The sequence below is a fragment of the Streptomyces sp. BF23-19 genome (assembly GCF_041106355.1).
GTDB lineage: Bacteria > Actinomycetota > Actinomycetes > Streptomycetales > Streptomycetaceae > Streptomyces > Streptomyces virginiae_A.
This window is the reverse complement of sequence record NZ_JBGBPT010000024.1, coordinates 38,833-65,430: the sequence shown is the minus strand read 5'-3', so window position 1 is coordinate 65,430 and position 26,598 is coordinate 38,833. Positions and strand designations below refer to the sequence as shown.

General features: G+C 73.3%; 22 protein-coding genes. 19 read left to right on the top strand and 3 right to left on the bottom strand.

Features of this window, described 5'->3' with window-relative positions; genetic code table 11:
- Nucleotides 1–55: 55 nt before the first annotated feature.
- The 13 genes from AB8A24_RS16155 (at nt 56) to AB8A24_RS16095 (ending at nt 12,747) form a co-directional block, all read left to right on the top strand.
- The gene (locus AB8A24_RS16155; RefSeq protein WP_030765281.1) at nt 56–1,840 is read left to right on the top strand and encodes a nickel-dependent hydrogenase large subunit; all 1,785 of its coding nucleotides are present in this window, start codon (nt 56–58) and stop codon (nt 1,838–1,840) included.
- Nucleotides 1,837–2,370: a hypothetical protein gene (locus tag AB8A24_RS16150; RefSeq protein WP_328961033.1), complete on the top strand. Its 534-nt coding sequence runs from the start codon at nt 1,837–1,839 to the stop codon at nt 2,368–2,370. The genes AB8A24_RS16155 and AB8A24_RS16150 overlap by 4 nt, the downstream gene beginning before the upstream one ends.
- Complete coding sequence (locus tag AB8A24_RS16145) at nt 2,367–3,047, top strand: DUF5947 family protein (protein ID WP_328961032.1); 681 nt, start codon at nt 2,367–2,369, stop codon at nt 3,045–3,047. The genes AB8A24_RS16150 and AB8A24_RS16145 overlap by 4 nt, the downstream gene beginning before the upstream one ends.
- Nucleotides 3,044–3,748: a DUF6084 family protein gene (locus tag AB8A24_RS16140; RefSeq protein ID WP_266377744.1), complete on the top strand. Its 705-nt coding sequence runs from the start codon at nt 3,044–3,046 to the stop codon at nt 3,746–3,748. The genes AB8A24_RS16145 and AB8A24_RS16140 overlap by 4 nt, the downstream gene beginning before the upstream one ends.
- Nucleotides 3,745–5,193: a hypothetical protein gene (locus tag AB8A24_RS16135; RefSeq protein WP_369476254.1), complete on the top strand. Its 1,449-nt coding sequence runs from the start codon at nt 3,745–3,747 to the stop codon at nt 5,191–5,193. The genes AB8A24_RS16140 and AB8A24_RS16135 overlap by 4 nt, the downstream gene beginning before the upstream one ends.
- Nucleotides 5,190–5,744, top strand: a complete 555-nt coding sequence (locus AB8A24_RS16130; protein ID WP_369476252.1) for a hydrogenase maturation protease — start codon at nt 5,190–5,192, stop codon at nt 5,742–5,744. Before AB8A24_RS16135 ends, AB8A24_RS16130 begins: the two co-directional genes overlap by 4 nt.
- Before the next feature lie 241 nt (nt 5,745–5,985).
- Nucleotides 5,986–6,381 (top strand): hydrogenase maturation nickel metallochaperone HypA, encoded by a 396-nt coding sequence (locus AB8A24_RS16125; RefSeq protein ID WP_266377737.1) that lies wholly within the window; start codon nt 5,986–5,988, stop codon nt 6,379–6,381.
- Nucleotides 6,382–6,384: 3 nt separating this feature from the next.
- Entirely contained in the window at nt 6,385–7,260 is an 876-nt protein-coding gene (gene hypB, locus AB8A24_RS16120; protein ID WP_369476250.1) for a hydrogenase nickel incorporation protein HypB, read from the top strand.
- The gene (gene hypF, locus AB8A24_RS16115) at nt 7,260–9,584 is read left to right on the top strand and encodes a carbamoyltransferase HypF (RefSeq protein WP_369476248.1); all 2,325 of its coding nucleotides are present in this window, start codon (nt 7,260–7,262) and stop codon (nt 9,582–9,584) included. The genes hypB and hypF overlap by 1 nt, the downstream gene beginning before the upstream one ends.
- A 48-nt stretch (nt 9,585–9,632) precedes the next feature.
- Nucleotides 9,633–9,998 (top strand): HypC/HybG/HupF family hydrogenase formation chaperone, encoded by a 366-nt coding sequence (locus tag AB8A24_RS16110; RefSeq protein ID WP_328961027.1) that lies wholly within the window; start codon nt 9,633–9,635, stop codon nt 9,996–9,998.
- A complete protein-coding gene (gene hypD / locus AB8A24_RS16105; RefSeq protein ID WP_328961026.1) occupies nt 9,995–11,173 on the top strand; it encodes a hydrogenase formation protein HypD in 1,179 nt (392 codons plus the stop codon). The genes AB8A24_RS16110 and hypD overlap by 4 nt, the downstream gene beginning before the upstream one ends.
- Entirely contained in the window at nt 11,166–12,227 is a 1,062-nt protein-coding gene (hypE, locus tag AB8A24_RS16100; RefSeq protein ID WP_161292110.1) for a hydrogenase expression/formation protein HypE, read from the top strand. Before hypD ends, hypE begins: the two co-directional genes overlap by 8 nt.
- Nucleotides 12,228–12,495: 268 nt before the next feature.
- Nucleotides 12,496–12,747 (top strand): hypothetical protein, encoded by a 252-nt coding sequence (locus tag AB8A24_RS16095; RefSeq protein ID WP_328961025.1) that lies wholly within the window; start codon nt 12,496–12,498, stop codon nt 12,745–12,747.
- 17 nt (nt 12,748–12,764) lie between these two features.
- Here AB8A24_RS16095 and AB8A24_RS16090 read toward each other — a convergent pair whose 3' ends face one another.
- On the bottom strand, nt 12,765–14,021 hold the full coding sequence (locus AB8A24_RS16090) for a cation:proton antiporter (protein WP_037862725.1): 1,257 nt from the start codon (nt 14,019–14,021) through the stop codon (nt 12,765–12,767).
- Between the two features lie 6 nt (nt 14,022–14,027).
- Complete coding sequence (locus tag AB8A24_RS16085) at nt 14,028–14,498, bottom strand: cation:proton antiporter regulatory subunit (protein ID WP_266377717.1); 471 nt, start codon at nt 14,496–14,498, stop codon at nt 14,028–14,030.
- 290 nt (nt 14,499–14,788) lie between these two features.
- On the opposite strand from AB8A24_RS16085, the gene AB8A24_RS16080 reads away from it, so the two are divergent.
- The 5 genes from AB8A24_RS16080 (at nt 14,789) to AB8A24_RS16060 (ending at nt 19,678) form a co-directional block, all read left to right on the top strand.
- Nucleotides 14,789–15,763, top strand: a complete 975-nt coding sequence (locus tag AB8A24_RS16080) for a HAMP domain-containing sensor histidine kinase (protein ID WP_369476244.1) — start codon at nt 14,789–14,791, stop codon at nt 15,761–15,763.
- Entirely contained in the window at nt 15,760–16,425 is a 666-nt protein-coding gene (locus AB8A24_RS16075) for a response regulator transcription factor (protein WP_328961023.1), read from the top strand. Before AB8A24_RS16080 ends, AB8A24_RS16075 begins: the two co-directional genes overlap by 4 nt.
- Before the next feature lie 141 nt (nt 16,426–16,566).
- Nucleotides 16,567–17,448, top strand: coding sequence for a peptidoglycan DD-metalloendopeptidase family protein (locus tag AB8A24_RS16070; RefSeq protein ID WP_328961022.1), 882 nt, complete (start codon nt 16,567–16,569; stop codon nt 17,446–17,448).
- 74 nt (nt 17,449–17,522) lie between these two features.
- Entirely contained in the window at nt 17,523–18,302 is a 780-nt protein-coding gene (locus AB8A24_RS16065; RefSeq protein ID WP_328961021.1) for an FHA domain-containing protein, read from the top strand.
- 62 nt (nt 18,303–18,364) lie between these two features.
- Nucleotides 18,365–19,678 carry a serine/threonine-protein kinase gene (locus AB8A24_RS16060; protein ID WP_369476242.1) on the top strand — a complete coding sequence of 438 codons (1,314 nt, stop codon included), beginning with the start codon at nt 18,365–18,367 and terminating at the stop codon, nt 19,676–19,678.
- Nucleotides 19,679–19,797: 119 nt separating this feature from the next.
- On the opposite strand, the gene AB8A24_RS16055 is transcribed toward AB8A24_RS16060, so the two are convergent.
- Nucleotides 19,798–21,621: a TerD family protein gene (locus AB8A24_RS16055; RefSeq protein ID WP_369476241.1), complete on the bottom strand. Its 1,824-nt coding sequence runs from the start codon at nt 21,619–21,621 to the stop codon at nt 19,798–19,800.
- 216 nt (nt 21,622–21,837) lie between these two features.
- Between AB8A24_RS16055 and AB8A24_RS16050 the strand changes: the two genes are divergently transcribed.
- Nucleotides 21,838–26,466: a HEAT repeat domain-containing protein gene (locus AB8A24_RS16050; RefSeq protein ID WP_369476239.1), complete on the top strand. Its 4,629-nt coding sequence runs from the start codon at nt 21,838–21,840 to the stop codon at nt 26,464–26,466.
- The last annotated feature ends 132 nt before the right edge of the window (nt 26,467–26,598 follow it).

The following is a 26,598-nucleotide window of genomic DNA, read 5'->3' as shown; positions in this document are numbered from 1 at the left end:
GGAAGCACCCCCCAACTCCCGCTCTCCGCACCGAAGAAGGGTCACGGCACAAACGATGACACCGAAGACGAAGGCGGCCGCAGACGGCAGCGGCCTGGTGGAGATGGCCTGGGATCCGATCACCCGGATCGTGGGCAGTCTCGGCATCCACACGAAGATCGACTTCAAGCAGAAGCGGGTCGCGGAGTGCTACAGCACCTCGTCGGTCTTCCGCGGCTACAGCGTCTTCATGCGCGGCAAGGACCCCCGCGACGCGCACTTCATCACCAGCCGCATCTGCGGCATCTGCGGTGACAACCACGCCACCTGCTCGGTGTACGCGCAGAACATGGCCTACGGGGTGAAGCCGCCCCACCTCGCCGAGTGGATCATCAACCTGGGCGAGTCCGCGGAGTACATGTTCGACCACAACATCTTCCAGGAGAACCTGGTCGGGGTCGACTACTGCGAGAAGATGGTCCGCGAGACCAACCCGGGCGTCCTGGAGCTCGCCGAGCGCACCCCCGCCCCGCACGCCGGCGAGCACGGCTACAAGACCATCGCCGACATCATGCGCTCCCTCAACCCCATCGAGGGCGAGTTCTACCGCGAGGCGCTCCAGGTCTCCCGCTACACGCGCGAGATGTTCTGCCTGATGGAGGGCCGCCACGTGCACCCCTCCACCCTCTACCCGGGCGGCGTCGGCACCATCGCCTCCGTCCAGCTCTTCACGGACTACATGAGCCGCCTCATGCGGTACTGCGAGTTCATGAAGAAGGTCGTCCCGCTCCACGACGACCTGTTCGACTTCTTCTACGAGGCCCTGCCCGGCTACGAGGAGGTCGGCCGCCGGCGCGTCCTCCTCGGCTGCTGGGGCGCCCTCAACGACCCCGAGTACTGCGACTTCACGTACGCCAACATGACCGACTGGGGACGGAAGATGTTCGTCACCCCGGGCGTGGTGGTGGACGGCAAGCTGGTCACCAACGACCTCACCGAGATCAACCTCGGCATCCGCATCCTGCTCGGCAGCTCGTACTACGACGACTGGCAGGGCCAGGAACAGTTCGTCACCCACGACCCGCTCGGCAACCCGGTCGACCCGCGCCACCCGTGGAACCAGCACACCATCCCGGCCCCGCAGAAGCGCAACTTCGACGACAAGTACAGCTGGGTCATGTCCCCCCGCTGGTTCGACGGCAAGGACCACCTGGCCCTGGACACCGGCGGCGGCCCCATCGCCCGCCTGTGGTCCACCGCCCTGTCGGGCCTGGTCCACACCGACTACGTGCAGGCCACCGGTCACAGCGTCGTGATCACCCTGCCGCGCACGATGACCAAGCCCGAGACCCGCTTCGAGTGGAAGATCCCGAAGTGGAGCAACGCGCTGGAACGCAACCGCGCGCGCACCTACTTCCAGGCCTACGCGGCCGCCATCGCCCTGCACTGCGCCGAGAAGGGCCTCGCCGAGGTCCGCGCCGGGCGCACCCAGACCTGGGAGAAGTTCGAGGTCCCGGACGAGGGACTCGGCGTCGGCTTCACCGAGGCCGTGCGCGGCGTGCTCTCGCACCACATGGTGATCCGCGACGGGAAGATCGCCAACTACCACCCGTACCCGCCGACCCCGTGGAACGCCAGCACCCGCGACACCTTCGGCACCCCCGGGCCGTACGAGGACGCCGTGCAGAACACCCCGATCTTCGAGGAGAACACCCCGGAGAACTTCAAGGGCATCGACATCATGCGCGCGGTCCGCAGCTTCGACCCCTGTCTGCCCTGCGGAGTCCACATGTACGTCGGCGGCGGCAAGACGGTCAAGACGATGCACGTGCCCACCGGTCTGAGCGGACTGGGCGGATGAGGGCCGCGATCGACGGCCCCCAGGCCGGGCGCCGGGTCGAGGAGGTCCTCGACCGGCTCGCCGCCACCGGCGACCGGGCGGCCTGCGCCGCGGCCGAGGAACTGGTGCGCGTCCTCATGGACTTCTACGGTGCCGGGCTCGCCCGGATCGTCGAGAAGGTCGGGGACGGCCCGCTGAAGCCGCTCTACGGCGACGAACTCGTGGCGAGCCTGCTCTCCCTGCACGGCCTGCACCCCGAGGACGTGCACACCCGTATCGACCGCGCCCTGGCCGCCCACGGCGAACCGCTGGAACTGCTCGGCTTCGACGCGGACACCGGCGTCCTGAGGCTGCGCCCCGCCGCGGCCTCCAGCGGCTGCGGCTGCGGTTCGGGCGCAGGCGGCGGACGCGATGCCGGACGGACCCTGGAGGACACCCTGGCCTGCTTCGCCCCCGAGGTGACCGGCGTGGAACAGGAGCCCGCCGCGGCCCCCGCCCCCGCCCTCCTGCAGATCGGCACCCGGCCCCCGAGCCCGGCGCGGGTGCCGTGAGCGGGCCCGGGCTCCTGCACGACGGCCCGCGCGCCCCGCGCGCCCCGCGCGGGCTGCGCCGGTTCGCGGGCCCGCGCCCGCCCCGGCCCGAGACCTGCGAACTGTGCGGGGTCGCCGTGCCCCAGGACGGCCACCGCCACCTGGTGCAGACCGAACAGCGCGCACTGATCTGCGCCTGCACCGCCTGCGCCCTGCTGTTCGACCGGCCGGGCGCGGGCACCGGCCGGCTGCGGGCCGTACCGGACCGCTACCTCACCGACCCCGCCCACCGGCTCGACGACGGCGCGTGGGAACTCCTCCAGATCCCGGTCGGCGTCGCGTTCTTCTTCCGCAACGCCGCCCTCGACCGGCTGGTCGCCCTCTACCCGAGCCCGGCCGGAGCCACCGAGAGCGAACTCGACCCCGAGACCTGGCAGTCCGTACTCGGCAGCGGCCGGCTGTCCACGCTCCTCGAACCCGACGTCGAGGCGCTGCTGCTGCGCCGCTCGGAGGGCCGCACCGACTGCTACCTGGTGCCGATCGACATCTGCTACGAGCTGGTGGGGCGGATGCGACTGCTGTGGCAGGGCTTCGACGGCGGGGCGGAGGCCCGGGCCGCGCTGAAGACCTTCTTCGAGCAGGTGGAACGACGGGCCAAGGCCCTGCCCCCGGTGGCGGACGAGGACGGGATCCGATGACGGAATTCGCCTTCACCTGCACCGGGGTACGCGCCGACCCGTACGCCGCCGGCCCCACCCTCGTCTTCCGGCTGCGGATCACCGCGGCCGGCGGCGCCCCGGTGCACGCCATCGCCCTGCGCTGCCAGATCCGCATCGAACCCGCCCGGCGCGGCTACGGCCCCGCCGAGGCGGAAGGGCTCGCGGACCTGTTCGGCGAGCGCTCCCGCTGGGGCAACACCCTCCAGCCCGTGCAGTTCGCCCACGTCTCCGTCATGGTCCCGAGCTTCACCGGCGAGACCGAGACCGACCTGGTCGTGCCCTGCACCTACGACATGGACATCGCCGCCACCCGGTACTTCGAAGCCCTCGCGGAGGGCGAGGTACCGCTGCTGATGCTGTTCTCCGGCACCGCCTTCACCGGCGACGCCGGCTTCCGCGTCGAACCGGTGCCCTGGGACCGCGAAGCCACGTACCGGATGCCCGTGGCGGTGTGGCGCGAGATGGTCGAACAGCACTTCCCCGGCTGCGGCTGGCTCCGGCTGCCCCGCGACACCATGGACGAGCTGCTCGCCTTCCGCTCCCGCCACGCCCTCGCCTCCTGGGAGGCGACCGTACGGGCCCTGCTGGACGCCGCCGGCCCGCCGCGGCCGCAGGACCCACCGGGTCCCGTCCGGCTGGGCGCGATCCTGCCGCGCCTCACCGAGAGGGCGGCTCCGTGACCACGACCACCACCCCCCACGCCGACTCCCACTCCGACTCCCACTCCGGCTTCGCGGTCGCCCGGCAGGTGGCCGACGCGGTCCTGCTGGAGGGGTACGTGCTCTACCCCTACCGGGCCTCGGCCGCGAAGAACCGGCTGCGCTGGCAGTTCGGTGTCCTCGTGCCCCCGGCCTGGGGCCGCGCGCACGAGGAGCACGTCTTCCAGCAGACCGAGATCCTGATGGAACCGCGGGGCGCGGCGACCCTCGCCCTGGAGCTGCGCTTCCTGCACGCGCAGCGGCGTACGGTCGAACAGGCCGCGGACGACGGCGGTTTCACCGAGGTCGCCGAGCTGCACCTGGCCGACCGGGTCCTCGTGCCCTGGGACGAGGGCACCGAGGAACGGGTCGAGGTGAGCGTCCCCGTCGCCGAGCTGCTGGGCGACGACGGCGTCACCTTCCCCTTCCACCGCCCCGCCCGCGTCGACACCGAGCCCGTCCAGGACGCCGAGGGGCGCACCGTGGGCCGCCTGGTGCGCCGTACCGAGGAGATCGAGGGCGTGCTGCGGCTGCACGCCACCGAACTCCCCGGCGCCTACCGGGTGCTGAGGCTCCGGGCGGTGGTGGAGAACACCAGCCCGTGGACCCCGCCCCCCGGAGCGGGCCCCGTCGACCGCGAGGCCGCTCTGCCGCACTCGCTGGTCGCCGCCCACCTGCTGCTGGGCCTGGACCCCGGGTCCTTCCTCTCGATGACCGACCCGCCCGAATGGGCCAGGCAGGCCGTGGCCGCCTGCGAGAACCGGCACACCTGGCCGGTGCTCGCGGGCGAACCCGGCCGCGCCGACGTGGTCCTGTCCTCCCCGATCATCCTGGAGGACCATCCCGCCATCGCCCCCGAGAGCGTCGGCGCCATGTACGACGCCACCGAGATCGACGAGATCCTCGCCCTGCGCACGGCCGCCCTGACCGAGCAGGAGAAGCGCGAGGCCCGCGGCACCGACGCCCGGGCGGCCGCCGTGATCGACCTCGCCGAATCGATGCCGCCCGAGGTGCTGGAGCGGCTGCACGGCGCCGTACGCGCCCTGCGCGAGGTCACCGGACCGGAGCAGCCGCCGCTCATCGCGGAACTCCCCTCCGAGGACGTGGTGTTCCGGCCCGACACCCCCTGGTGGGACCCGGCCCGGGCGGACACTGCGGACCCGGCCCGCGACCGGATCACGATCGACGGCGCCTCGGTGGGCCCCGGCAGCCGCGTCCGGCTGCGCCCCGGGCTGCGGCGCACCGACGCCCAGGACCTGTTCGTCCAGGGCCGTACCGCGCTCGTCGAGGCCGTACTGCACGACGTCGACGGGGGAGTGCACCTCGCCGTCACCGTGGAGGACGACCCGGGCGCGGACATCCGGCGGGAACAGGGCAGGTTCCTCTACTTCCAGCCCGACGAGGTCGCCCCCCTGGAGGACGCGTGAACGACCGGGTCCTGATCGCGGGCATCGGCAACGTCTTCCTCGGCGACGACGGGTTCGGCGTCGAGACCGTACGGGCGCTGGCCGAGCACCCGCTGCCCGACGGGGTCGAGGTGGTGGACTTCGGGGTGCGCGGCGTCCACCTCGCCTACCAGCTCCTCGACGGCTACGACACGCTCCTGCTGGTCGACGCCACCGCACGCGGCGGCGAGCCGGGCACGCTCTACCTCATCGAGGCCGACGGCGGCGCGGGCACGGGCCCGGTCGGCGCCGAGGCGCCGCCGCCGCCCGTCCTCGACGGCCATCAGATGTCCCCCGACGCCGTCCTCGCCCTGCTGGACACCCTGTGCGCCGGGACCGGCGCCACCCCGCCCCGGCGCACCCTCGTCCTCGGCTGCGAACCGGCCGGTGTCGAGGAGGGCATCGGACTGAGCGCACCCGTGGCCGCCGCCGTACCGGAGGCCGTACGCACGGCCTTGGACCTGATCCACGGCCAGCCCCACGACGAAACCGACCGGCCACGGACGGAATCGACCGGCCTCGCCGCGAACTGAGGAGAACTCCATGAAGAAGGCCTTCATCGGCGGGGCCGCGGTCGCGGTCCTCACCGCCGTCCTGCTGCAGGTCCTCCCCGACCTCCGCCGCTACCTGCGCATGCGCCGGATGTGACACCGCCGCGGGCGCGGCCGCCGGCGCGGGCGCCCGAATGGCGTACAGGGCGTGCCGCGTACCGGCGTGCCCGACCGCACGGACGCCGTCCCGCCGGTTCAATGAGCCCCGGCAGGACGGAGTCCGATGCACGAGATGTCGATCGCCATGGCCGTCGTGGGCCAGGTGGAAGAGGCGGCCCGGGCGGGCGGCGCACAGGCCGTCACCTCCGTACGGCTGCGGGTCGGTGAGCTGGCGGGCGTGGTCCCCGACGCGCTGGCCTTCTGTTTCGAACTGGCCTGCGCCGGAACGGTCCTCGAGGGCGCCGAACTCGTCACGGAGTCCGTCGAGGCCCGCGCCCGCTGCGGCTCCTGCCCCGGCACCTGGGCGGTGGGCATGCCCCCCGAGCTGTGCTGTCCCGGATGCGGCAGGGCCACCGAGGTGGAACTGCTGGCGGGCCGCGAGCTGGAGATCCTCAGCGTGCGCTGGGAAGACGGCCCCGCCGGTGCCCGTACCCGCGAACCGATTCCCGAGGAGGCCTGAACCATGTGCCGAGTGGTCGATCTACGGCAGGCGGTACTCGCCAAGAACGACGTCGCCGCCCAGGTCCTGCGCACCGAACTCACCGCCCGCGGAACGACGGTGGTCAATCTGCTCTCCAGCCCCGGCAGCGGCAAGACGGCGCTGCTGGAGCGCGAACTGCTCCTCGCGCGGGAGCGGGGCGTGGCCGTGGCCGCGCTGACGGCCGACCTGGCCACCGAGAACGACGCGGTACGACTGGCCCGTTCGGGCGTACCGGTCAAGCAGGTCCTCACCGACGGGCTGTGCCACCTGGAGGCCGCGATGCTCGGCCGGCACCTGGACGGCTGGCTGCCCGGGGACACCCGGCTGCTGTTCGTGGAGAACGTGGGCAACCTGGTCTGCCCGGCCGGCTACGACCTGGGGGAAACGCTGCGGGTGGTGCTCGCCTCGGTGACCGAGGGCGAGGACAAGCCGCTGAAGTACCCGACCGCCTTCGGGCTGGCCCAGCTGGTGGTGGTCACCAAGACCGACATTGCGCGGGCCGTCGAGTTCGACGAGGCCGCCTTCCGCGCCAACGTCGAGCAGGTCAATCCCGGTGTGGAAGTGGTGCTCACCTCGGCGCGCGCGGGTGCGGGCCTGGGCGTCCTGCTCGACCGGGCACTGGCGGCCGGGTCGGGTACGGGGACGCACACACCGGTGATGGCCCGTCAGCAGCACGCGCACGATCACGACCACGGACACGATCACGAGCACGAGCACGGACACGATCACGGACACGAGCACGAGCACGAGCACGAGCACGAGCACGAGCATGACCACGACCAAGTCCACGATCACGACGAGGACCACGAGCGCGACCACGAGCACCCGCACGTCCACACGGTCGCGCAGACCCGCTGATGGAGGCGGTGCAGCGGCGCCGGATCACCGTCCGGGGCGTGGTCCAGGGCGTCGGCTTCCGGCCCTACGTCTACACCCGCGCGACCGGGCTGGGTCTGGCCGGGCACGTCACCAACACCCCCGAGGGCGTCGTCGCGGAGGTCGAGGGCGCCCCGGCGGCGGTGGTGCGGTTCTGTGAACGGCTCGCGGCGGACGCGCCCCCGCTGGCCGTCGTCGACGCCGTCGACCACTGGGAGGTGCCCGTCGCGGGCGGCACCGGATTCACCATCATCGCCTCCCGGACCGGCGGCCCCGCCCGCACGCTCGTCTCTCCGGACGTCGCCACCTGCGCCGACTGCCTCACCGAACTGGCCGACCCGGCCGACCGGCGCCATCGGCACCCCTTCATCACCTGCACCCACTGCGGGCCGCGCTTCACCATCGTCACCGGGCTGCCGTACGACCGCGCCCACACCACCATGGCCCCCTTCCCCATGTGCCCCGACTGCGCCCGCGAGTACGGGGACCCGGCCGACCGCCGCTTCCACGCCCAGCCGGTCGCCTGCCCGGCCTGTGGCCCCCGCCTCAGGCTGCTCACCGGCCGTCCGCCCCGCGAGCGCGCCGGCGCCGATCCGGTGGCCGGGGCCCGGCGCCTCCTGGTGGCCGGCGCGATCCTCGCCGTCAAGGGCCTGGGCGGCTACCACCTGGCCTGCGACGCCACCGACGCGGGCGCGGTGGCCGAGCTGCGTCGGCGCAAGGCGCGCGGGGACAAACCGTTCGCCCTGATGGCCCGGGACCTCGCCGACGTCGAGCGGTTCGCGCACATCGGCCCCGAGGAACGCGCCCTGCTCACCGGCGGCGTCCGGCCCATCGTGCTGCTGCGCCGCCGCGCCGGTGCGGACGGCCCGGACGGGGTCGCCCCCGGTTGCCCCGACCTCGGCGTGATGCTCCCGTACACCCCCGTCCACCACCTGCTGCTCGGCCTGCCCGGGGATCCCCCGGGGCCCCGGCTGCTCGTCATGACCAGCGGAAACCTCTCCGGGGAGCCGATCGTCACCGACGACGACGAGGCCTTGGAGCGGCTCGCCGACCTCGCCGACGGCTGGCTCACGCACGACCGCCCCATCCACGTGCCGTGCGACGACTCCGTGGTGCGGGTGTGCGACGGCGAGCCGCTGACCGTACGCCGTTCGCGCGGGTACGCCCCGCTGCCGCTGACCCTGCCGGTGCCCGTCCCCGCGAGCCTCGCCGCGGGCGGGGACCTGAAGAACACCTTCTGCCTCGGGGAAGGGCGCCAGGCCTGGCTGTCCGCCCACATCGGCGACATGGACGACCTCGCCACCCAGTACGCCCTCGAAGGCGCCGAGCGGCAGCTGGAGTCCATCACCGGCGTCGCGCCCGTGCTCCTCGCCGCCGACCGGCACCCCGGCTACCGCTCGACCCGGTGGGCGGAGCGCGCCGCGGGCGCCCGGCCGCTCGTCCACGTCCAGCACCACCACGCCCACATCGCCTCCACCCTGGCGGAGCACGGCCTGGAAGGGGGCCGCCCGGTCATCGGGGTCGCCTTCGACGGCACCGGCTACGGCGACGACGGAGCCGTCTGGGGCGGCGAGGTCCTCCTCGCCGACTACGCCGGGTTCACCCGGTTCGCCCACCTCGCCTACGTCCCGCTGCCGGGCGGCGACGCGGCCGTGCACCGCCCGTACCGGATGGCACTGTCCCACCTGCGGGCCGCGGGCATCGACCGGAGCCCGGACCTGCCCTGCGTCGCCGCCTGCCCACCGGGAGAGATCCAGCTGCTGGAGCGCCAGTTGGAACGCGGGCTGAACTGCGTCCCGACCTCCAGCATGGGCCGCCTCTTCGACGCCGTCTCCTCCTTGGCCGGCATCTGCCACCTGGCCGGCTACGAGGCGCAGGCCGCGATCGAGCTGGAGGGCGCCGCCCTGGGCGTGGGCGAAGCCGATCCCGGACCCGGCTACGCCTTCGGCCTCCGCACGCCGCCCGACCCCGACGGCGGGCCGGTCACCGCCGATCCGGCGCCCGTACTCGCCGCCGTGGTGGCCGACGTACGCGCCGGCACGGACCCGGCGCTGATCGCCGCCCGGTTCCACCGCTCCGTCGCCGCCCTCGTCGCCACGCTCTGCGCACTCGCGCGCGAGCGGCACGGCCTGGACACCGTCGCCCTGACCGGCGGGGTCTTCGCCAACACCCTGCTCTCGACGGAGTGCGCCCGGCGGCTGCGCGCGGCCGGGTTCACCGTCCTGCGGCACGGCCGCGTCCCCCCGAACGACGGCGGGCTGTCCCTCGGCCAGCTCATGGTGGCCGCCGCGCAGCACACGCCCTGAGACACGCCCTGACACAGCCCCTGACACACCCACAGCAAGGAGAAACCCATGTGCCTGGCGGTGCCCGGCAGAGTGCTCGACATCGGGGAGAAGGACGGCACCCGCATGGCCACCGTCGACTTCGGCGGTGTGCAGAAGGAGGTGTGCCTGGAGTACCTGCCCGACCTTCAGGTGGGCGAGTACGCCATCGTCCACGTGGGCTTCGCCCTCCAGCGCCTCGACGAGGAGTCGGCCAAGCAGACCCTCGAACTCTTCGCGCAGCTCGGCATGCTCCAGGAGGAGTTCGGTGACCCGTGGGAGCAGGCTGCCGCGGTCGGCGGCGACCCCTGGCCCTTCACCGACGATCCCGACCTCGGACCCGGGCCCGAGCCCGCGCCCGCCCTCGCCGCACCGCAGGAGGAAGTCCAGCCGTGAAGTACATCGAGGAGTTCCAGGACCCCGACCTCGCCCGCCGGCTGCTGGACGACATCCATGCCACCGTGACCCGGCCCTGGGCCCTGATGGAGGTCTGCGGCGGCCAGACCCACACCATCATCCGACACGGTATCGATCAACTGCTGCCGGAGCAGGTCGAGTTGATCCATGGTCCGGGCTGTCCGGTGTGCGTCACCCCGCTGGAGGTCATCGACAAGGCGCTGGAGATCGCCTCCCGCCCCGACGTGATCTTCTGTTCCTTCGGGGACATGCTCCGGGTGCCCGGGACCGGCCGCGACCTGTTCCAGGTGCGCAGCGAGGGCGGCGACGTACGCGTCGTCTACTCCCCGCTCGACGCCCTGCGGATCGCCCAGGAGAACCCGAAGCGCCAGGTGGTCTTCTTCGGCATCGGCTTCGAGACCACGGCGCCGCCCAACGCCATGACGGTCCACCAGGCGAAGAAGCTGGGCATCCCCAACTTCAGCCTGCTGGTCTCCCACGTGCGGGTGCCCCCGGCGATCGAGGCGATCATGCAGTCGCCGAGCTGCCGGGTGCAGGGCTTCCTCGCCGCCGGGCACGTGTGCAGCGTGATGGGCGTGCGCGAGTACCCCGAACTGGCCGCGCGCCACCGGGTGCCGATCGTGGTGACGGGCTTCGAACCGCTGGACATCCTGGAGGGCGTACGCCGGGCCGTCCGGCAGCTGGAGCGCGGCGAGCACACCGTGGACAACGCCTACGCGCGCGCCGTACGCCCCGAGGGCAACCCGGCCGCCCTCGCCATGCTGGAGGACGTCTTCGAGGTCACCGACCGGGCCTGGCGGGGCATCGGCGTCATCCCCGACAGCGGGTGGCGGCTGTCGGAGCGCTACCGGGACTTCGACGCCGAACACCGCTTCTCCGTCACCGGGATCAACACCCGGGAGCCAGCCGAGTGCCGCAGCGGCGAGGTGCTCCAAGGGCTGCTGAAACCGCACGAGTGCGAGGCCTTCGGCACGCTGTGCACCCCGCGCAGCCCGCTCGGCGCCACCATGGTCTCCAGCGAGGGCGCCTGCGCCGCGTACTACCTCTACCGGCGGCTGGAACTGGGCACGGTGCCCGCCGCCAAGGCCGCGAACTCCGCGGTGACCGCCCCGACCGCAGCGAGCGCCCCGCTGGAGGCGAGCCCCGTTGTCTGACACCGCACTCGACATCACCGGCTGGACCTGCCCGGCCCCGCTGCGCGACCGCCCCCGTGTGGTGATGGGCCACGGCGGCGGCGGCGCGCTCTCCGCCGAGCTGGTCCAGCACCTGTTCGCCCCCGCCTTCGGCGGCGACGTCCTCGCCCAGCTCGGGGACTCCGCGGCCGTCTCCCTGGGCGGGGTCCGGTTGGCCTTCTCCACCGACTCGTACGTGGTGCGGCCGCTGTTCTTCCCCGGCGGTTGCATCGGCGATCTCGCGGTCAACGGCACCGTCAACGACCTCGCCATGAGCGGCGCCCGAGCGGCGTACCTGTCCTGCGGGTTCATCCTGGAGGAGGGCGTCGAGATGTCGGTGGTGGCGCGCGTGGCCGAGGCCATGGGCGCGGCGGCGCGGGCCGCGGGCGTGGAGGTGGCCACCGGCGACACCAAGGTCGTGGAGGCGGGCCGCGGGGACGGCATCTACCTCAACACCGCGGGCATCGGGATCATCCCCGACGGGGTGGACCTGCGCCCGCAGCGCGTCGTCCCCGGTGACGTGGTCATCGTCAGCGGCGAGATCGGCCTCCACGGCGTGGCGATCATGAGCGTCCGCGAGGGTCTGGAATTCGGCGTGGACATCCGGAGCGACTGCGCGGATCTGGGCGGCCTCGTGCGGAGCATGCTCGCGGTCACCCCCGACCTGCACGTCCTGCGCGACCCCACCCGGGGCGGGCTGGCGGCCTCCCTCAACGAGATCGCGGCCGCCTCGGGCACCGGCGTCGTGATCCAGGAGGGCCGTGTCCCGGTCCCCGCGGCCGTCGCGAACGCCTGCGCGATCCTCGGACTCGACCCGCTCTACGTGGCCAACGAGGGCAAGCTGGTCGCCTTCGTGCCCCGCGAGCACGCCGACGCCGTCCTCGACGCCATGCGCGCCCATCCGCTGGGCCGCCACGCGACGGTGATCGGCGAGGCCGTCGACGCGCACCCGGGCCTGGTCGTGGCCCGCACCGCCCTCGGCGGCACCCGCGTGGTCGACCTGCCGATCGGGGAGCAGCTGCCGCGCATCTGCTGACCGGTGCGCAAGATGGGTGCCGGCCCCGATGTGCGGGGCCGGCGGGGCGGGCGATGCTGAGGGTGTCCGAGAAGTCCCCTCCCGGCCGGCGCAGGGAGCCGGGAGGCGCCCGCGGACCCACGGCGCCCGCGCCCGCCGCCGCTTCGCGGACACGCCCCGCACGGTGAACACCCCCTGCGTCTCGACGACGTCGACGCGGAGCGGCTCGTGCCCTCGGCAGCGAATCCGCCCCCGCGCCCTCGCCCGGCCCACGGAAAGGAGCGGGGCCATGCCGGCATCCGACGATACGAGGACCACCGGTCCCGGAGCCCCGGCCGGGCCCCGGCCCCGCCGGCGCGGGTACCGCCGGGCCGGCGCCTGGCTGGCCGTGGCCCTGGGGGTCTGGGCCGCGGTGGCCGGGGCCACCCTGCCCAACGGGCTCGTCCTGGCGGCCGGCCTGGTCGTGGCCGCCCTGGCGGTGAACCGGCTGGGCGCGGAGCCCCGTACACACCGCCGGGCGAAGCCGATGGCCCCGCCCTGATCGGCAGGACGCACCCGCTACGGTCGCCCGGCGGGATCCTGGTCGGGGGCCGGCTCCGCGGCGCTCTCCGGGGACTTGGCGGGGGAGGGCACGGCGGCGAGCAGCGGGGTGCGTACGGCGCGCCGCTGCCTGAACCACGCGGCCAAGGGCTCGGTGTAGCGGGCGGTGAGCGGCCCGATCACCACGAGGATGAGCACGTAGGCGGTGGCCAGCGGCCCGAGGGCCGGTTCGATGCCGGCGGTGACGGCAAGACCGGCGATGACGATCGAGAACTCGCCGCGCGCGACGAGGGTGCCCCCGGCCCGCCAACGGCCCTTGACCCCGACCCCGGCGCGCTTCGCGGCCCAGTACCCGGTGGCGATCTTCGTACCCGCGGTGACCAGGGCCAGCGCGAGCGCCGGCAGCAGGACGGGCGGAATGCTCGCCGGGTCGGTGTGCAGGCCGAAGAAGACGAAGAACACCGCGGCGAACAGGTCCCGGAGCGGGCTGAGCAGCGTGTGCGTACCCTCCGCCACCTCACCGGACAGGGCGATGCCGACCAGGAACGCGCCGACCGCGGCGGAGACCTGCAACTGCTGGGCGATGCCCGCCACCAGCAGGGTCAGGCCGAGGACGACGAGCAGCAGCTTCTCCGGGTCGTCGCTGGAGACGAAGCGGGAGATGACCCGGCCGTAGCGGACGGCGACGAACAGCACCGCGCCGGCCACCCCGAGGGCGATCGCCAGGGTCAGGCTGCCCGCCGCGAGACCGACCCCGGCCAGCAGTGCGGTGACGATGGGCAGGTAGACGGCCATGGCCAGGTCTTCGAGGACCAGCACGCTGAGGACGACCGGGGTCTCACGGTTGCCGAGCCGCCCGAGGTCCCCCATCACCTTGGCGATGACGCCCGAGGAGGAGATCCAGGTGACCCCCGCCAGGACCACGGCGGCCACCGGCCCCCAGCCCATCAGCAGCGCGGCGACCGCGCCCGGTACGGCGTTGAGGGTGAAGTCGACCAGCCCGGCCGGGTACTGGGTCTTGAGGTTGGAGACCAGGTCGGTGGCCGTGTACTCCAGACCCAGCATCAGCAGCAGCAGGATGACGCCGATCTCGGCGCCGATGGCCACGAACTCCTCGCTCGCGCCCATGGGCAGCAGTCCACCCGTGCCGAAGGCGAGACCCGCCAGCAGGTACAGGGGAATCGGGGAGAAGCGGAAGCGGCCGGCGAGCCTGCCCAGCAGGCCCAGGCCCAGGATGATGGCACCGAACTCGATCAGGAAGACGGCGGAATGCACAGGCGATCACTCCCGTCCGAGTATGGAGGCGGCCGCGTCGACGCCCTCGCGGGTGCCGATCACGATGAGCGTGTCCCCGCCCGCGAGGCGGAAGTCGGGCGCGGGGGAGGGCCGGGCCTCGGCCCGCCGCAGGACCGCCACGATCGAGACCCCGGTCTCCGTCCGCATCCGGGTCTCGCCCAGCAGCCGACCGTTCCAGTACGAGTGCGCGGACAGCTCGATGCGCTCGGCGACCAGCCCGAGGTCGGTCGTGTGCAGCAGGTTGGGGCTGTGGTGCGCGGGCATCAGGGCGTCGATCAGCGCGTCGGTCTCCGCCCCGGACAGGTGCAGCGACTGGGCGCACGCGTCGGGATCGTCCGCACGGTAGACGTTCACCGTACGGGTGCCGTCGCGGTGGGCGATCACCGACAGGTGGCGCCGCTCGCGGGTGGTGAGGTCGTACTGGACCCCGATGCCGGGCAGTGGCGTGGTGCTCATCCGTGGAGCGGGCACAGCTCTGTCCCCCCTTGCTTCGTGTTCGACGGTGGTGCGGCGCGGCCCGACGGAAGACAGGTTCCGGCTGCCGCGCGGGCTCATGGTGCCACCTCGCGCGGGGGGCCGGATATGGGTGTCGGCACGGATGGACAAGCCCCCCGGCACACGACAGGCTGAGGCGGGGACACCGGTCCCACCGCAGGTCACCGCAGGTGTGGGAGTGCATCGGCGGGGATAGTGGAAGCGAGCGGTCCGCCGGAGCGGCGGACCCCGGAACGAGAGGAAGGACGCCCGTGTCGCTGTACTGGCGGATCTTCCTGCTCAACGCGGCCGTCCTCGTCACCGCCGTCCTGTTGCTGCTCGGCCCGGTCACCGTCTCCACCCCGGTCCTCTTCGGCGAGGCCGTGGTGCTGCTCGCCGGGCTGGCCGCCATGCTCATCGCCGACGCCGCCCTGCTCCGGATCGGCCTGGCACCGCTCGGCCGGCTGACCCGCGCGATGAGCGCGGTCGACTTGCTGCGCCCCGGCGGCCGGGCACGGGTGGAGGGCCCCGCCGAAGTGGCCGAGCTGACCACCTCCTTCAACGCCATGCTGGGCCGCCTGGAGGCCGAGCGGGCCGGCAGCAGCGCCCGCGCCCTCTCCGCCCAGGAAGCCGAACGGCGGCGCATCGCCCAGGAACTGCACGACGAGGTCGGCCAGACCCTCACCGCGGTACTGCTCCAGCTCAAGCACGCCGCCGACCGCGCCCCGGCGCCCTTGCGGGAGGAACTCCGCCAGGCGCAGGAGACGACCCGCACCAGCCTGGACGAGATCCGCCGCATCGCCCGCAGGCTGCGCCCGGGAGTCCTGGAGGAGCTCGGGCTGCACAGTGCCGTGCGCGCGCTGACGGCCGAGTTCACCAGCGGCTCGCTGACCGTGCGGCACGTCATCGGCCCCCACGTCCCCCCGCTGGACGAGGCGGCCGAACTCGTCGTCTACCGGGTCGCCCAGGAGGCCCTGACCAACGCCGCCCGGCACGCGGGCGCGAGCGAGGTCGAGGTGCACCTGTCGGGCCGGCCCGACGGGGCGGTCCGGCTCCTGGTCCGCGACGACGGCCGGGGCATCGGCGCCGTCGGTGAGGGCGCGGGGATCCAGGGCATGCGGGAACGGGCCCTGCTGATCGGCGCCGACCTCGCCATCGGGAGCGGCCCGCGGGGCGGCACCGACGTACGGCTGGACGTGCCGGCCGTGGCCACGGCCGCCGCCGCGAGCACGGAGGGGAACCGTTGACCGATCCTGAACGGCCGCCGACCCGTGTCCTGCTCGCCGACGACCACGCCCTCGTACGGCGCGGGGTCCGGCTCATCCTCGACGCCGAGGCGGACCTGACGGTGGTCGCCGAGGCCGGGGACGGAGCGGAGGCCGTCGCCCTGGCCCGTACCGGGGAGGTGGACCTCGCCGTCCTCGACGTGGCGATGCCCCGGATGACCGGGCTGCAGGCCGCCCGGGAACTCTCCCGGCTGCGGCCGGAACTGCGCATCCTCATCCTGACCATGTACGACAACGAGCAGTACTTCTTCGAGGCGCTCAAGGCCGGGGCCGCCGGCTACGTCCCCAAGTCGGTCGCCGACCGCGACCTGGTCGAGGCGTGCCGGGCGGCGATCCGGGACGAGCCGTTCATCTATCCCGGGGCCGAGACCACCCTCATCCGCAACTACCTCGACCGGGCCCGCCAGGGCGACCCGCTGCCCGCCCGGGCGATCACCGAGCGCGAGGAGGAGATCCTCAAGCTCGTCGCGGAAGGCCACTCCTCGAAGGAGATCGGCGACCTCCTGGTCATCAGCGCCAAGACCGTGGAGCGCCACCGGGCCAACCTGCTCCAGAAGCTGGGGATGCGCGACCGGCTGGAACTGACCCGGTACGCGATCCGGGTCGGGCTCATCGAGCCGTAGGCCGTCCCTTTCGGCCCGGCGGCGCCGTCGCCCGCACCCCACCCTCGTAGCTACGAGGTGGCGCGGCCCGGCCCCCGACCCCAGCATGACGCGGGGGACCGCCCGTCCGGGCGCCGTCCACAGGGGCCGGGAGGGGAAGACGTGCTGCGGTATCCGAGCAGGCTGTGGGCGGTGGTGCTGATGTGCTTGGCGGGACTGGTGCTGGCGGGTACGCCCGCGCCCGCCTCAACCTCTGCCTCCGCCCCCGACGCCGCCTCCGTGGCGGCGAAGCCGCCCTTCCAGCTGCCGTTCCCGTGCGGGACCACCTGGCAGCTGAACACCTGGGGCCACAACCCCGCGCTGGACATGGTGGTGGAGGGCAACACCGGCTCCGACGCCCTGCCCGTCCTGGCGTCCGCCGCCGGCACGGTGTCCGCCACGTACTGGACCGACGGCTCGGGCAACACCATCCAGATCAACCACGGCAACGGCTGGTTCACGGCGTACTACCACCTGAAGGACGACCCGGCGACCTACGTCAAGAAGGGTGACCCCGTCCAGCCGTCCACGCGGATCGGCCGGATCGGTACCACGGGTGCCTCCCAGTGGTCCCACCTGCACTACGAGCAGCGCTACCTGGCCTCCGGCGACTTCACCGACGAGAGCCACCGCGTCCCGGCCCACTTCGACGGGATCGAGTACTCGGGCACCGCGAAGGAGTGGCCGAGCGTCACCAGCCGCAACTGCGCCGGCACCCCGCCCCCGGCCTGGCAGGACTGCCCGCCCGGCCACGTCTGCTTCTATTCGGGGGCCGACGGCACCGGCACCGTCTGCCGTTCCGCCGTCGACGAGCCCCGGAGCACGTGCGGGTTGCGCCGGTCCTTCTTCAACAACGGCACGCCGCAGCCGGGTTACGACCACGTGCAGGTGTACTTCCGGGAGGGCGGCGGCGCCTGCCTGCACCGCGGCTGGGACGAGGGACGCGGGAACCTCCCCGCCGGGGGCCGGACGATCGAGCGCTTCCAGTGGCGCGGGGAGTGCTGAAGACAGGCCATTGTTGTGGGAACGATTGATTCCGCCGGCTAGCCTTCCCCTGCACCTCCGGGGAAGGAAGCAGCGTGAACAGCATCATCGTGGTTCCGGGGCCCACCATGTCCCCGACCGCACAGATCCGCCTGGCACCGGGGCAGACCCTCCGGTTCGGCCGTGAGCCCGTCTCTCACCCGTACGGCGCCTCCGGAGGCGGGGGCGGCCCGCACACCCTGCGGGTCCCGCACGCCGGCGTCTCGCGTTCGGCGGGGGAGATCACCGCCACCGCCACGTACTGGTCGCTCAGCAACTACTCCCGCTCGGCCACGTACGTGGTCGAGAACCCCGAGGGCGCCGGCGAGCACATCAAGATAGGCCCCGGCCGGCTGGACGCACCGGTCCCGTTCGAATTCGCCCGGCTCGTCCTGCCCGCCGGCTCCGAACTGCTCACCCTGGACATCTGGGCGCCGCGCCACGACTACGCCGACCGGGACGCCCCCGGCGAGCCCGACGGGGAGCCGACCGTGGTCCCCTTCCCGCTCGACCGCTCCAGCCGGTACTTCCTGGTCCTCACCGCGCTCTGCGAGCCGAGGCTGCGCGGCGAACCGCACGCGCCCCTGCCCACCGTCGAGCAGGTGGTCGAACGGCTGAAGCCGTCCTGGCCCGCGGCCAACCGCGCCGCCGTGCAGTGGAACATCGACTACCTCGCGGTCAAACTGCGCCTCAAGCCCGGCCCCGACACCGTGGATCCGGGGCCGCGGCTGGTCGGCAAGAAGGAGACCCTGGTCTCCTTGGCCCTGCGCTTCGACCTCGTGCGCGAGCAGGACCTGGCGGCCCTGCCGGCCGCCCCGACCGGTACCGCCCGCTGACCGGGAGAGCCGGGCACCCCGGCGCACTCACCGTCCCCGCCGGCTACCGGGTCGGCCCCTGGGTGGTCGGGCACCTGCTGGGGGCCGGCGCCTTCGGCAGCGTGTACGCCGCCCTGCGCGCCGAACCCGAGCCGGGGCTGCCCGGGCGGGCCGCGCTCAAGGTCCTGCCGACCGGTACCCGTACCCCGCGCCAGTTACGGCACCTGCGCGAGCTCGCCGAGCGCGAGACCGAGGTACTGCGCCGGGTGCGCACACCCCGGCTGATCCGGCTGTACGAGGTGCTCACGGTCGACGACCCCGGCCGGCCCGAACTCGACGGCGCCACCGTCCTCGTCCTGGAGGAGGCGGCGGGCTCCCTGGACTCCCTGCTGGCCGACGGAGTGCCGCGGACCGGACCGGCCCTGCTCGCCCAGGTCTGCGAGGGCCTCGACCAACTGCACCGGGCCGGCTGGGTGCACGGCGACCTCAAGCCGGGCAACGTGCTGCTGATGGCCGACGGCACGGCGCGGCTGGGCGACTTCAACATGGCCGCCGAGCTGGAAGGCACCCACGCATACTCCCCGGCCTTCGCCACGCCCGACTACACCCCACCGGACCTGCTCTGGTCGGAGGTCGGCGAACGCGGTACGAAGATCCGCCCGACGGCCGACATCTGGGCCTTCGGGGTCCTCGCCCACGTCGTCCTGACCGGCGCACTGCCGCTGCCCGGCGGCACCCCCGCCGCCCGCCGGGACGCCGCGCTGCGCTACGCCAGGGGCGAGGAGGAGCTGCGCCTGTCCCCGGAACTGCCGGAGCACTGGCGGGACATCGTCCGCGACTGCCTGGCCCGAAGACACGAGGACCGGGCCGCGCACACCGCCGCGTCGCTGCTCCGGAGGGCGGAGGCAGCGGCGGCCGAGCGGGCGCCCGCAGCCTCGCCGCCCGCCCCACCGGCCCCACGGGTTCCCCCACCACCCCGGCGGCGCCGCGCGCTGATCGCGGCCGGGACGGCGGCGCTCGCCGGCCTGGGCGCCCTCTGGGCCTCGGGCCTGTTCCACCTCGGGGACACCGCCGGGGCGTCGGGGTACGACCGGTGCTGGCGCGGAGCGGTCTGCTTCTTCTCGGAGGAGGACGGCCGCGGCGAGATGTGCTCCTGGGTCGACGGCGGCGCCGACTGGATCGAGGGCCCGGCCCCCTGCCCGTGGACGGCCCGCAGCGCGCCCCGTTCCGTCTTCAACAACGGGTTCGACCTCACCGAGGGGGCCTCCAAGGTCGACGTCGTCTACTTCGGCCGGGCGGCCCAGCAGGGGCTGCTGGGCTGCGTGAAGGTGGGTACGAGGACCGACCTGAGCGGCACCGTCCGGCCGCGCTCCCACGCCTGGGTCCCGAACTGCTGAGGGCCGGCCCCGGCCGACCGACCGAGCAGTTCGAGCCAATCGCGCCAATCGCGCCGACCGCTCCCGCGGAGCGCGGGCACGGCCGGACCGATGATGACCGCGGTCCGGCCGACCAGGCGCTACGCGACCTCGATCCCGTACCCGCGCACGAGTGCCTCGAGACCGTGGTCGTAGCCCTGCCCGACGGCGCGGAAGCGCCACTGCGCGCCCCGACGATAGATCTCGGCGAGCAGGAGGGTCCGTTCGCTGGTGGTGCCGTCGAGGGCGGCCTGCGCCGTGACCTGCGCGTCGCTGCCGGGCGTGAGGCTGATCTGGAGCGCCCCGACGTCTCCGAACGTGGCCGTACCGTCGATGGCGGCGGCGATCGCGATCCTGTGGGCGGCAGGGGGAAGCGAGGCGAGATCGATGGTGACGGTCTGCTCGGTCGGGCCGTCGCACAGGAGCCGAATGGCTCCGTCCGGGCTTTCCGGTGCGCCGTAGAAGACGAAGTCCTCGTCACAGGAGACCTGCTCGTCCTCGTCGAGGACGAAGGCGACCACGTCGATCTCGCAGTCCGTCCGCCGTGCCCAGGAGGCACCGACGTGCCAGCGGCCGGCGGTGGGGAGGGCAGGAAGATCGAGGACTCCGCCACGGGGGAGGACCTCGGTCGACGCGCCGGCTCCGAGGTGGGAGTCCACCGGCTCGGGGGCCGACGTCCCGAGCCACGCGGGGTCGTGGACCGGTAGTCCCAGGGAGGTGATGCGCACCATGCGGCGATCGTCCTCGCCGCCGGGCAGGAGCACGATGTCGGTGACGCTCGCCGACAGGTTGATCGCGGCAGCCCCGCCCATCTCCACGACACGGGCTCGGGAGGCGGCCGCCTCCTCGTGGGTGCCGCCCAGCACCAGGACCCTTCGCCGCCCGAACGGCTTCGCGGCGGGCCTGGGCTCGGCCTGCCTGGGCTCGGCCTGCCGCGGCACCGCGGCAGGAGGCTGCGCGGCAGGAGGCTGCGGGGCGACGGGCGCTTGCGGCGCATGCTTCTCGTGGGGCGTTCCGGGACGCACGTCCGCCAGCAGGGTGAGGAACGCGTGCTCGTCGAGGACGGTGACCCCCTCGGCGACCGCCCGACGGGCCTTCGCCGAGAGCGCGTTCGCGTCGTTGGTGACGAGGACGCTGGTGTGACGGCTGACCGACGTCATCACGTTCAGGCCGCTCGCGACCGACCGGGCGACCAGTTCGGCCCGGGCGACTTCCGTCTCACCCGTCACGGCGATCTTCATCCCCTGGACGAGCGGGTTGCCAGGCTTCGGTCGGCCCGGGTTCCGGTAGGCGCACGGGGTCTTCGGCAGTTTCGGTGCGAACCGCGGGTCCTGCCGAGGTGGGCAGGACACCAGGGGGAGCGGCAGGTCCAGCCGTACCGCTTCGGCGAGCGAGGCGCGGAAGATCCCCGCGAGGACCCGGGTGTCGTCGAGCGCGTCATGGGCCCTGGTCTGAGCTACGCCGTAGTGAGCGGCCAGGGAGGCCAGGCTGAGGTCGGCGGTGGGCGGCTCCACCCGTCGGTTCAAGGCCAGGGTGCACAGGCGCTGAGCGACGGGCAGGTGGAGCCCGGCGCGGGCGAACTCGTGGGCCAGGAAGTCGTAGTCGAACTGTGCGTTGTGGGCCACCAGGACCCGGTCCTGCAGGAGCGCGCCGATCTGCCCCGCGACCTGGTCGAAGGTGGGGGCGCCCTGCAGCCGTTCCGCGGTGAGCCCGTGGATGTGCACGGGGCCCGGATCGCAGCCGGGGTTCACCAGGGTGGTGAAATCACCGGTCGGCGCGCCGTCCGGCCCGAAGGTCAGCACCGCGATCGAGAGGATCCGGTCGCGCCGTGCGATCAGTCCGGACGTCTCGACATCCACCAGGGCCCAGTCGTGCGCGTGGTCGGGCAGGCATGAGACGTCGAGCGCCGCGGATACGGTAGTCATGCGCGCAATGATCATCCGGACGCCGTCACCGATTCAACCAGAACGGCCAAGTGTCCTGTCCGAGCTTTCCTCGGCCCGGCACCGGCCCGGCACCGGCCGGGGGCGGGTCGGGCGGCGAAGACGGCGAGGCGGCGAGGCCTGCGCATCGACGCGGTGCGCGAGGCATCGGACGAATCTCGCTGGTGGGGCCGGGAACGTCCCCGTTAGCATCCGACGATGATCACGCCGGCGGACAAGGCCTTCCACGATGCGGTGCGCCGAGCCGACGTCGGCTGGTTGACCGGCCGTCTCGACGCGCGGCTCTGCCCGCCGGCCGTCTTCGGACTCCTCGTCCGGCACGACGATTCCCGCGTGCGGTATCTGGGGTTGGTCCTCCTGACCGAGCGCGTCACGTCGGGCCGTACGGGCGACGGGACCGAGACGGCCGAACTCGCGAGGCTGCTGCCGGTGGCAGTCCAGGGGCCGCCGGAGGAGGCGCTCGTCCTGGCACGGCTCCATGAACGACTGGGGCCGTACCGCCAGGGGCTCCGCAAGCCGTCGTGGCGTACCGTCGACCTGCCGGTACGCGTGCAGATCGCCTGGCTGCGCGCCGAGGTCCTGAACGAGCCGACGGTGATCCGGACGGAGCGTCCCGGCGAACTGCTCTACCAGGCCGTGCAGGGAATGACCGTCACCCGCGCGCACCGGCCCGATCAACTCGTGAACGAGCTGGCGGGCAGCGGCGACCCGGTCTTGCAGGCCGCGGCCCTGCGGCTGGCCCGGCAGGGGTTGCACGCCGGTCTGCTGGCTCCCGCACGGGTCCGCGCGTGCGCGGTCGGCCTGCTCGGTGTCGACAGCACAGCCGTCGTCGCTGCCGCAGTGGCTGAACTCGCCGAGCCGTGGGCGGGATCGGACCCCCTGCCGTCGGCACGGCTGTCTCCGCTGCTCGCCGCGGACTCGGTGCTCACACGGCCCGAGGTGGCCGAAGCCGCGATCACGGCCGCCGCCCACCACGGGCACCGCGACCTGCTGCGACAGGTCATCGACGATCCGGATCTGCCGCCGGGCCTTCGTCGGCGCGGGATGGAACTGCTCGGCGACCTGGCGGACCGCGGCGACATCGGCGCATTGACGACCATCGCCGCACGGGACCCTTTGCTGTTCGGTGTGCCGGCGGTGGCATGCCTGCGCGGCCTCCACCGGCGCGGGCACTTCCCGGACGAACCGCACGTACCCTCCATCATCCGCCTGGCGCTGGCCGATCACTCGATCGCGCCCCACGAGATCGCGACGATCCTGTTCACCTGCCGACAGGTGATGTTCCGTGCGCTGGTGGATACGGACGCGGACGATCCGAGCTGGCCGCGGCGGCTCGCGCTGCTGGTCGCCCTGGCCGAGCAGGGGGCGCAGGAGCTGCCGATCGGGGACACGATCACACGGCTTCTTCCGTCGACTCCCCTCCCGGGTCCGTTTCTCGACGCGATCCGCGCACTGCGCCACGCGGATGCCGAAGACGCTGTGCTCGCTCTCCTGCCGTCCCATCCAGCGGCGGCCCTGGACGCGCTGGAGGCCATCGGCGGGCACCGGACCACGACAGCGTTGAGCGAAGGGCTCGGTCTTGCCACGGCGGAGAGCGTGGGCGTGATCGCGCCGCACCTCCGCGCGGTGCGGAACCACGCCCTCGAGCTGCTGTGGCATCTGACCCACGATCCGTCACAGCGACGTGCCATCCTCGTCCGTCTCGATCCCGCCGACCTGCCGACCCGCATCGCGACGGATCTCGGTGGCCCGGACGAGCAGGAACTGGCCCTGCTGAGTTCCCACCTGGACCCGAACAAGCCGGTGGCGGCGTTGTGCAGACTGGCCGCCCACGGCGGCGCCGGCACGCTGCCGGTCATCGCGGACCTGCTCCTGGGCATCGTGGCCGAGCTGGCGGCGTCCTGGGAACCGGGCGGAGCCTCCCCGCGAGGCGAAGGCGGCCGGCCCGGCGGGGAGCCGGCGGTGCCCCAGGAGATCCTCGATGCCGTGCACGACCTGGGCCGTCGTCTCCACGAGCGGGGACGGATCAGGCCGTCCTGCCTGCTCGACGCGGCGACCGCACGCGAGGCCGGAGACGTACTCGTCGCGACCATGGGCCTGGATCTGCTGGACCGGCCCGGACTGTCGAGCGGCGAGCGGGCGATCCTGCTCGAACTCCTGCTCCGAGCCCCCTACGCGCGTACCCGGATGCGCGTGCACCGCCTGCTGCGGGACCGTGACCGGCACGTGCGCAAGCACGTGATCGCGTTGCTCGCCCGCGACGCCACCGGGGACGACGCGCAGGCGTTGTCGGCCACCTTGATCGCGCTGACCGCCGCCGAGGACGTCCAGACCGTCCGGCAGGCGCTGCTCGCACTCGGCCACGCGCGGGCCCGCTGGGCCTCCACCGCGATCGCCGCCTGTCTCGACCATCCGAACATGAACATCAAGAAGACCGCCGCCGAGGTGCTGGTCCGCGTGGGGACGCCCACGACCGTACCGGCACTGCTCTTCTGGCTCGGGCGTCACGACAATCCGGGCCTGCGCGGCTCGCTCGTCGAGGCACTGCGCGCCATTCTCGGCGAGGCGTACCCGGCGACCGTCCTCGCCGCCGCCGAACACAGCGAGGACGGCCGCACCCGTGAACTGCTGCTGGTGGGCCTCGACCGCACACTGCCAGCGCGTTCGGTCCTCGCACTGGACGACCAGGCATCACGGGTCGCGCCGACCCTGCTCACCCTGGTGGCGGCCGGCCGGGTCGGCCTCGCTTCCGGGACGATCGACCAGCTGACCACGGCCATGCGCACGCACGGGATCACCCCGCCCGCCGCGCCGGGGCCGGCGGCGGACATCGCGGCAGACCTGGATGTGAGGTCGCTGACGGCGCAGGGCTGGAACCCGTCGGTCGCGCTACGCGTGGCCGCACGGCATCAGCAGACGCACCCCACGCAGCTGCGGGTGCTGCGGCCCATGCTGGCGGACTGGCTTCGGCTGGCCGGCTCCGAACCCGCCGCCCGAACTCGCGTCCTGCGCCTCGTCCTGCGCCTCTGCCCCGCACCCTGGACGACCGAGGAACTGACGGCCTTCGCCCGGTGCACGGGGGTTCTCCTCGACGGGCTCGCCGAGGCCTCGGACGGAGACCGGCACGACCTCGTCGCGGTACTCGAAGCGGTCGCGCCGACCCTGCCGGCGGCTCTGAAACCGGCAGTCGTCGACGCGGTACGCGCGCTGCCCCCCGGTCCCGGGAGTCGGTCCGTACCGACGCTGCTCCGCGCCCTCGACGCGGTGCTGGTCCGCGCCGACCTCGAGCGGGCACTCGCTTCGGCCCGACGGGGCGCCGACCCCTGGCAGGCCGAGACCGCTGTGCTGCGGGAGGCGTTCGCCGCCCCGCAGCCCCCTGCGCCACCCTCGCCTGCCGAGGCCGAGGCGTGGCGAGCCGCGCTGGACGCGGCCGTGCGCACGCCGAGCGCCCTGGAGCGATTCCGCCGAATCCGCGCGCCGCACGAGGGCGTCCCGGGCTCCCGGGACCGCCTCGGCGCACTGATCGATGTCTACGCCTGCGCCGGTCCCGAGGTCCGACCCGCCCTCATCGACTGGATGACGGACATCCAACCGCTCGACGCACCCCCCTGGACCATCGCCGAGACCACGCAGGCGCAGGCGCAGGCTCAGGTGCACGCGCCGCGGAGCGTGCACATCGCCGACCTCGACCAGCCTCGTTCGACCGCGCTACGGGAGCGCCTGCTCGCCATGGTGCGGGCATCCGCCGCGGAGCACCGGCACACTGCGGCCCGGGCGCTCTTGGAGTGGCCCGAGCCCGAGGCCAGGCTTCCCGTGCTCCGGGCGTTCCTGCGCGGCCGCATCGACGTACCTGTCGGTGTCGACCTGGCCCGCACGCTGAACGCCATCGGCGAGACGGAACTCCGCGCGGACGACATCCTGCGCGATCGGGTCGCTCTCGTGGCCGGCCGGCTCGACCCGCGTGACCTGGAACCGCTGGTCCCGCTCCTGCTGGAATGGTGGGAGCACGAGCCGCCGCCCGCCGGTTCCGCAGCCGGGCGGGCACTGGGCCGGGTCCCCGTCGACGTATTGGCGGAGCATCTCGGAGAGCGGCTCGACGCCGGAGCCTGGGGGTTCCTCGACCTGCTCCGCGGGCGACCTTTGCTGCGCACCCCCGCGCTGACGCGGATCCGCCGCCGACTGCGTGCGGAAGGACGCGACGACCTCGCGGACTCGCTGCTCCTCGTCGAGGGTCCGCTGCGTCGCCCGGACGCCGCACGGCAGGACGCCGCATCGCTGGCAAGGCTCCGTGACCCTGCACCGGACATGCCGACAGAGGCGTCGCAACCCCCGTCCCGGCAGCAGCTGTTGGACCAGGCCCGTACCGGCGACCTGGTGCGGGTACGCCAAGCGCTCGCGCGACTGGTCGAGGGACACCGTGGCCCGGACCCGGATCGGGACCCCCGGCTGCGGGACCTGATCGGTGAGCTGCTGCGTCATCCCAAGCCCAAGGTCCGCCTCCACGCCCACCGGACCTCGCGGGCCATGCTGGACCGGCAGACCTACCTGCACCACACGTCGATCCTGCTGGACGACCCCCTGCCGGACCTGGTGCGCACGGCGATCCGGACTCTCTGTCACGCGAACTGGGCGCCCGCGCTGCCCGCCTTGACCGGAATGCTGGAGCACCCCCATCCCGTCGTCCGCAGGACAGCGGCCAAGGGGCTCATCGGCATGGGCGAGCGGGCGATCCCCACGCTCACACACGCCGCCGTCCACGCCCGTCCCGACAGGCGATCCCGTTACACAGCGGTCCTCGAACAGATCACGGCCGCCGAAGACGAGTAGCGCCTGTGCCAGGCAGGCAGGTCGCCGGTGACGCAGACACCGATCGCCGTCAGGGTTGCTGTAGACGTGGAGCAGTGTGTGGAGGGGCGGGCTACGCAATGTAGTGGCAGCGACGTACGTCGTGACCGTGGA

Coding starts and splice junctions, on each gene's coding strand:
- AB8A24_RS16155 (WP_030765281.1), top strand. CDS start 56: ATGACACCGAAGACGAAGGCGGCCGCAGACGGCAGCGGCCTGGTGGAG.
- hypB (WP_369476250.1), top strand. CDS start 6,385: ATGTGCCGAGTGGTCGATCTACGGCAGGCGGTACTCGCCAAGAACGAC.
- AB8A24_RS16140 (WP_266377744.1), top strand. CDS start 3,044: ATGACGGAATTCGCCTTCACCTGCACCGGGGTACGCGCCGACCCGTAC.
- AB8A24_RS16110 (WP_328961027.1), top strand. CDS start 9,633: ATGTGCCTGGCGGTGCCCGGCAGAGTGCTCGACATCGGGGAGAAGGAC.
- AB8A24_RS16125 (WP_266377737.1), top strand. CDS start 5,986: ATGCACGAGATGTCGATCGCCATGGCCGTCGTGGGCCAGGTGGAAGAG.
- AB8A24_RS16095 (WP_328961025.1), top strand. CDS start 12,496: ATGCCGGCATCCGACGATACGAGGACCACCGGTCCCGGAGCCCCGGCC.
- AB8A24_RS16055 (WP_369476241.1), bottom strand. CDS start 21,621: ATGACTACCGTATCCGCGGCGCTCGACGTCTCATGCCTGCCCGACCAC.
- AB8A24_RS16150 (WP_328961033.1), top strand. CDS start 1,837: ATGAGGGCCGCGATCGACGGCCCCCAGGCCGGGCGCCGGGTCGAGGAG.
- AB8A24_RS16050 (WP_369476239.1), top strand. CDS start 21,838: ATGATCACGCCGGCGGACAAGGCCTTCCACGATGCGGTGCGCCGAGCC.
- hypF (WP_369476248.1), top strand. CDS start 7,260: ATGGAGGCGGTGCAGCGGCGCCGGATCACCGTCCGGGGCGTGGTCCAG.
- AB8A24_RS16085 (WP_266377717.1), bottom strand. CDS start 14,498: ATGAGCACCACGCCACTGCCCGGCATCGGGGTCCAGTACGACCTCACC.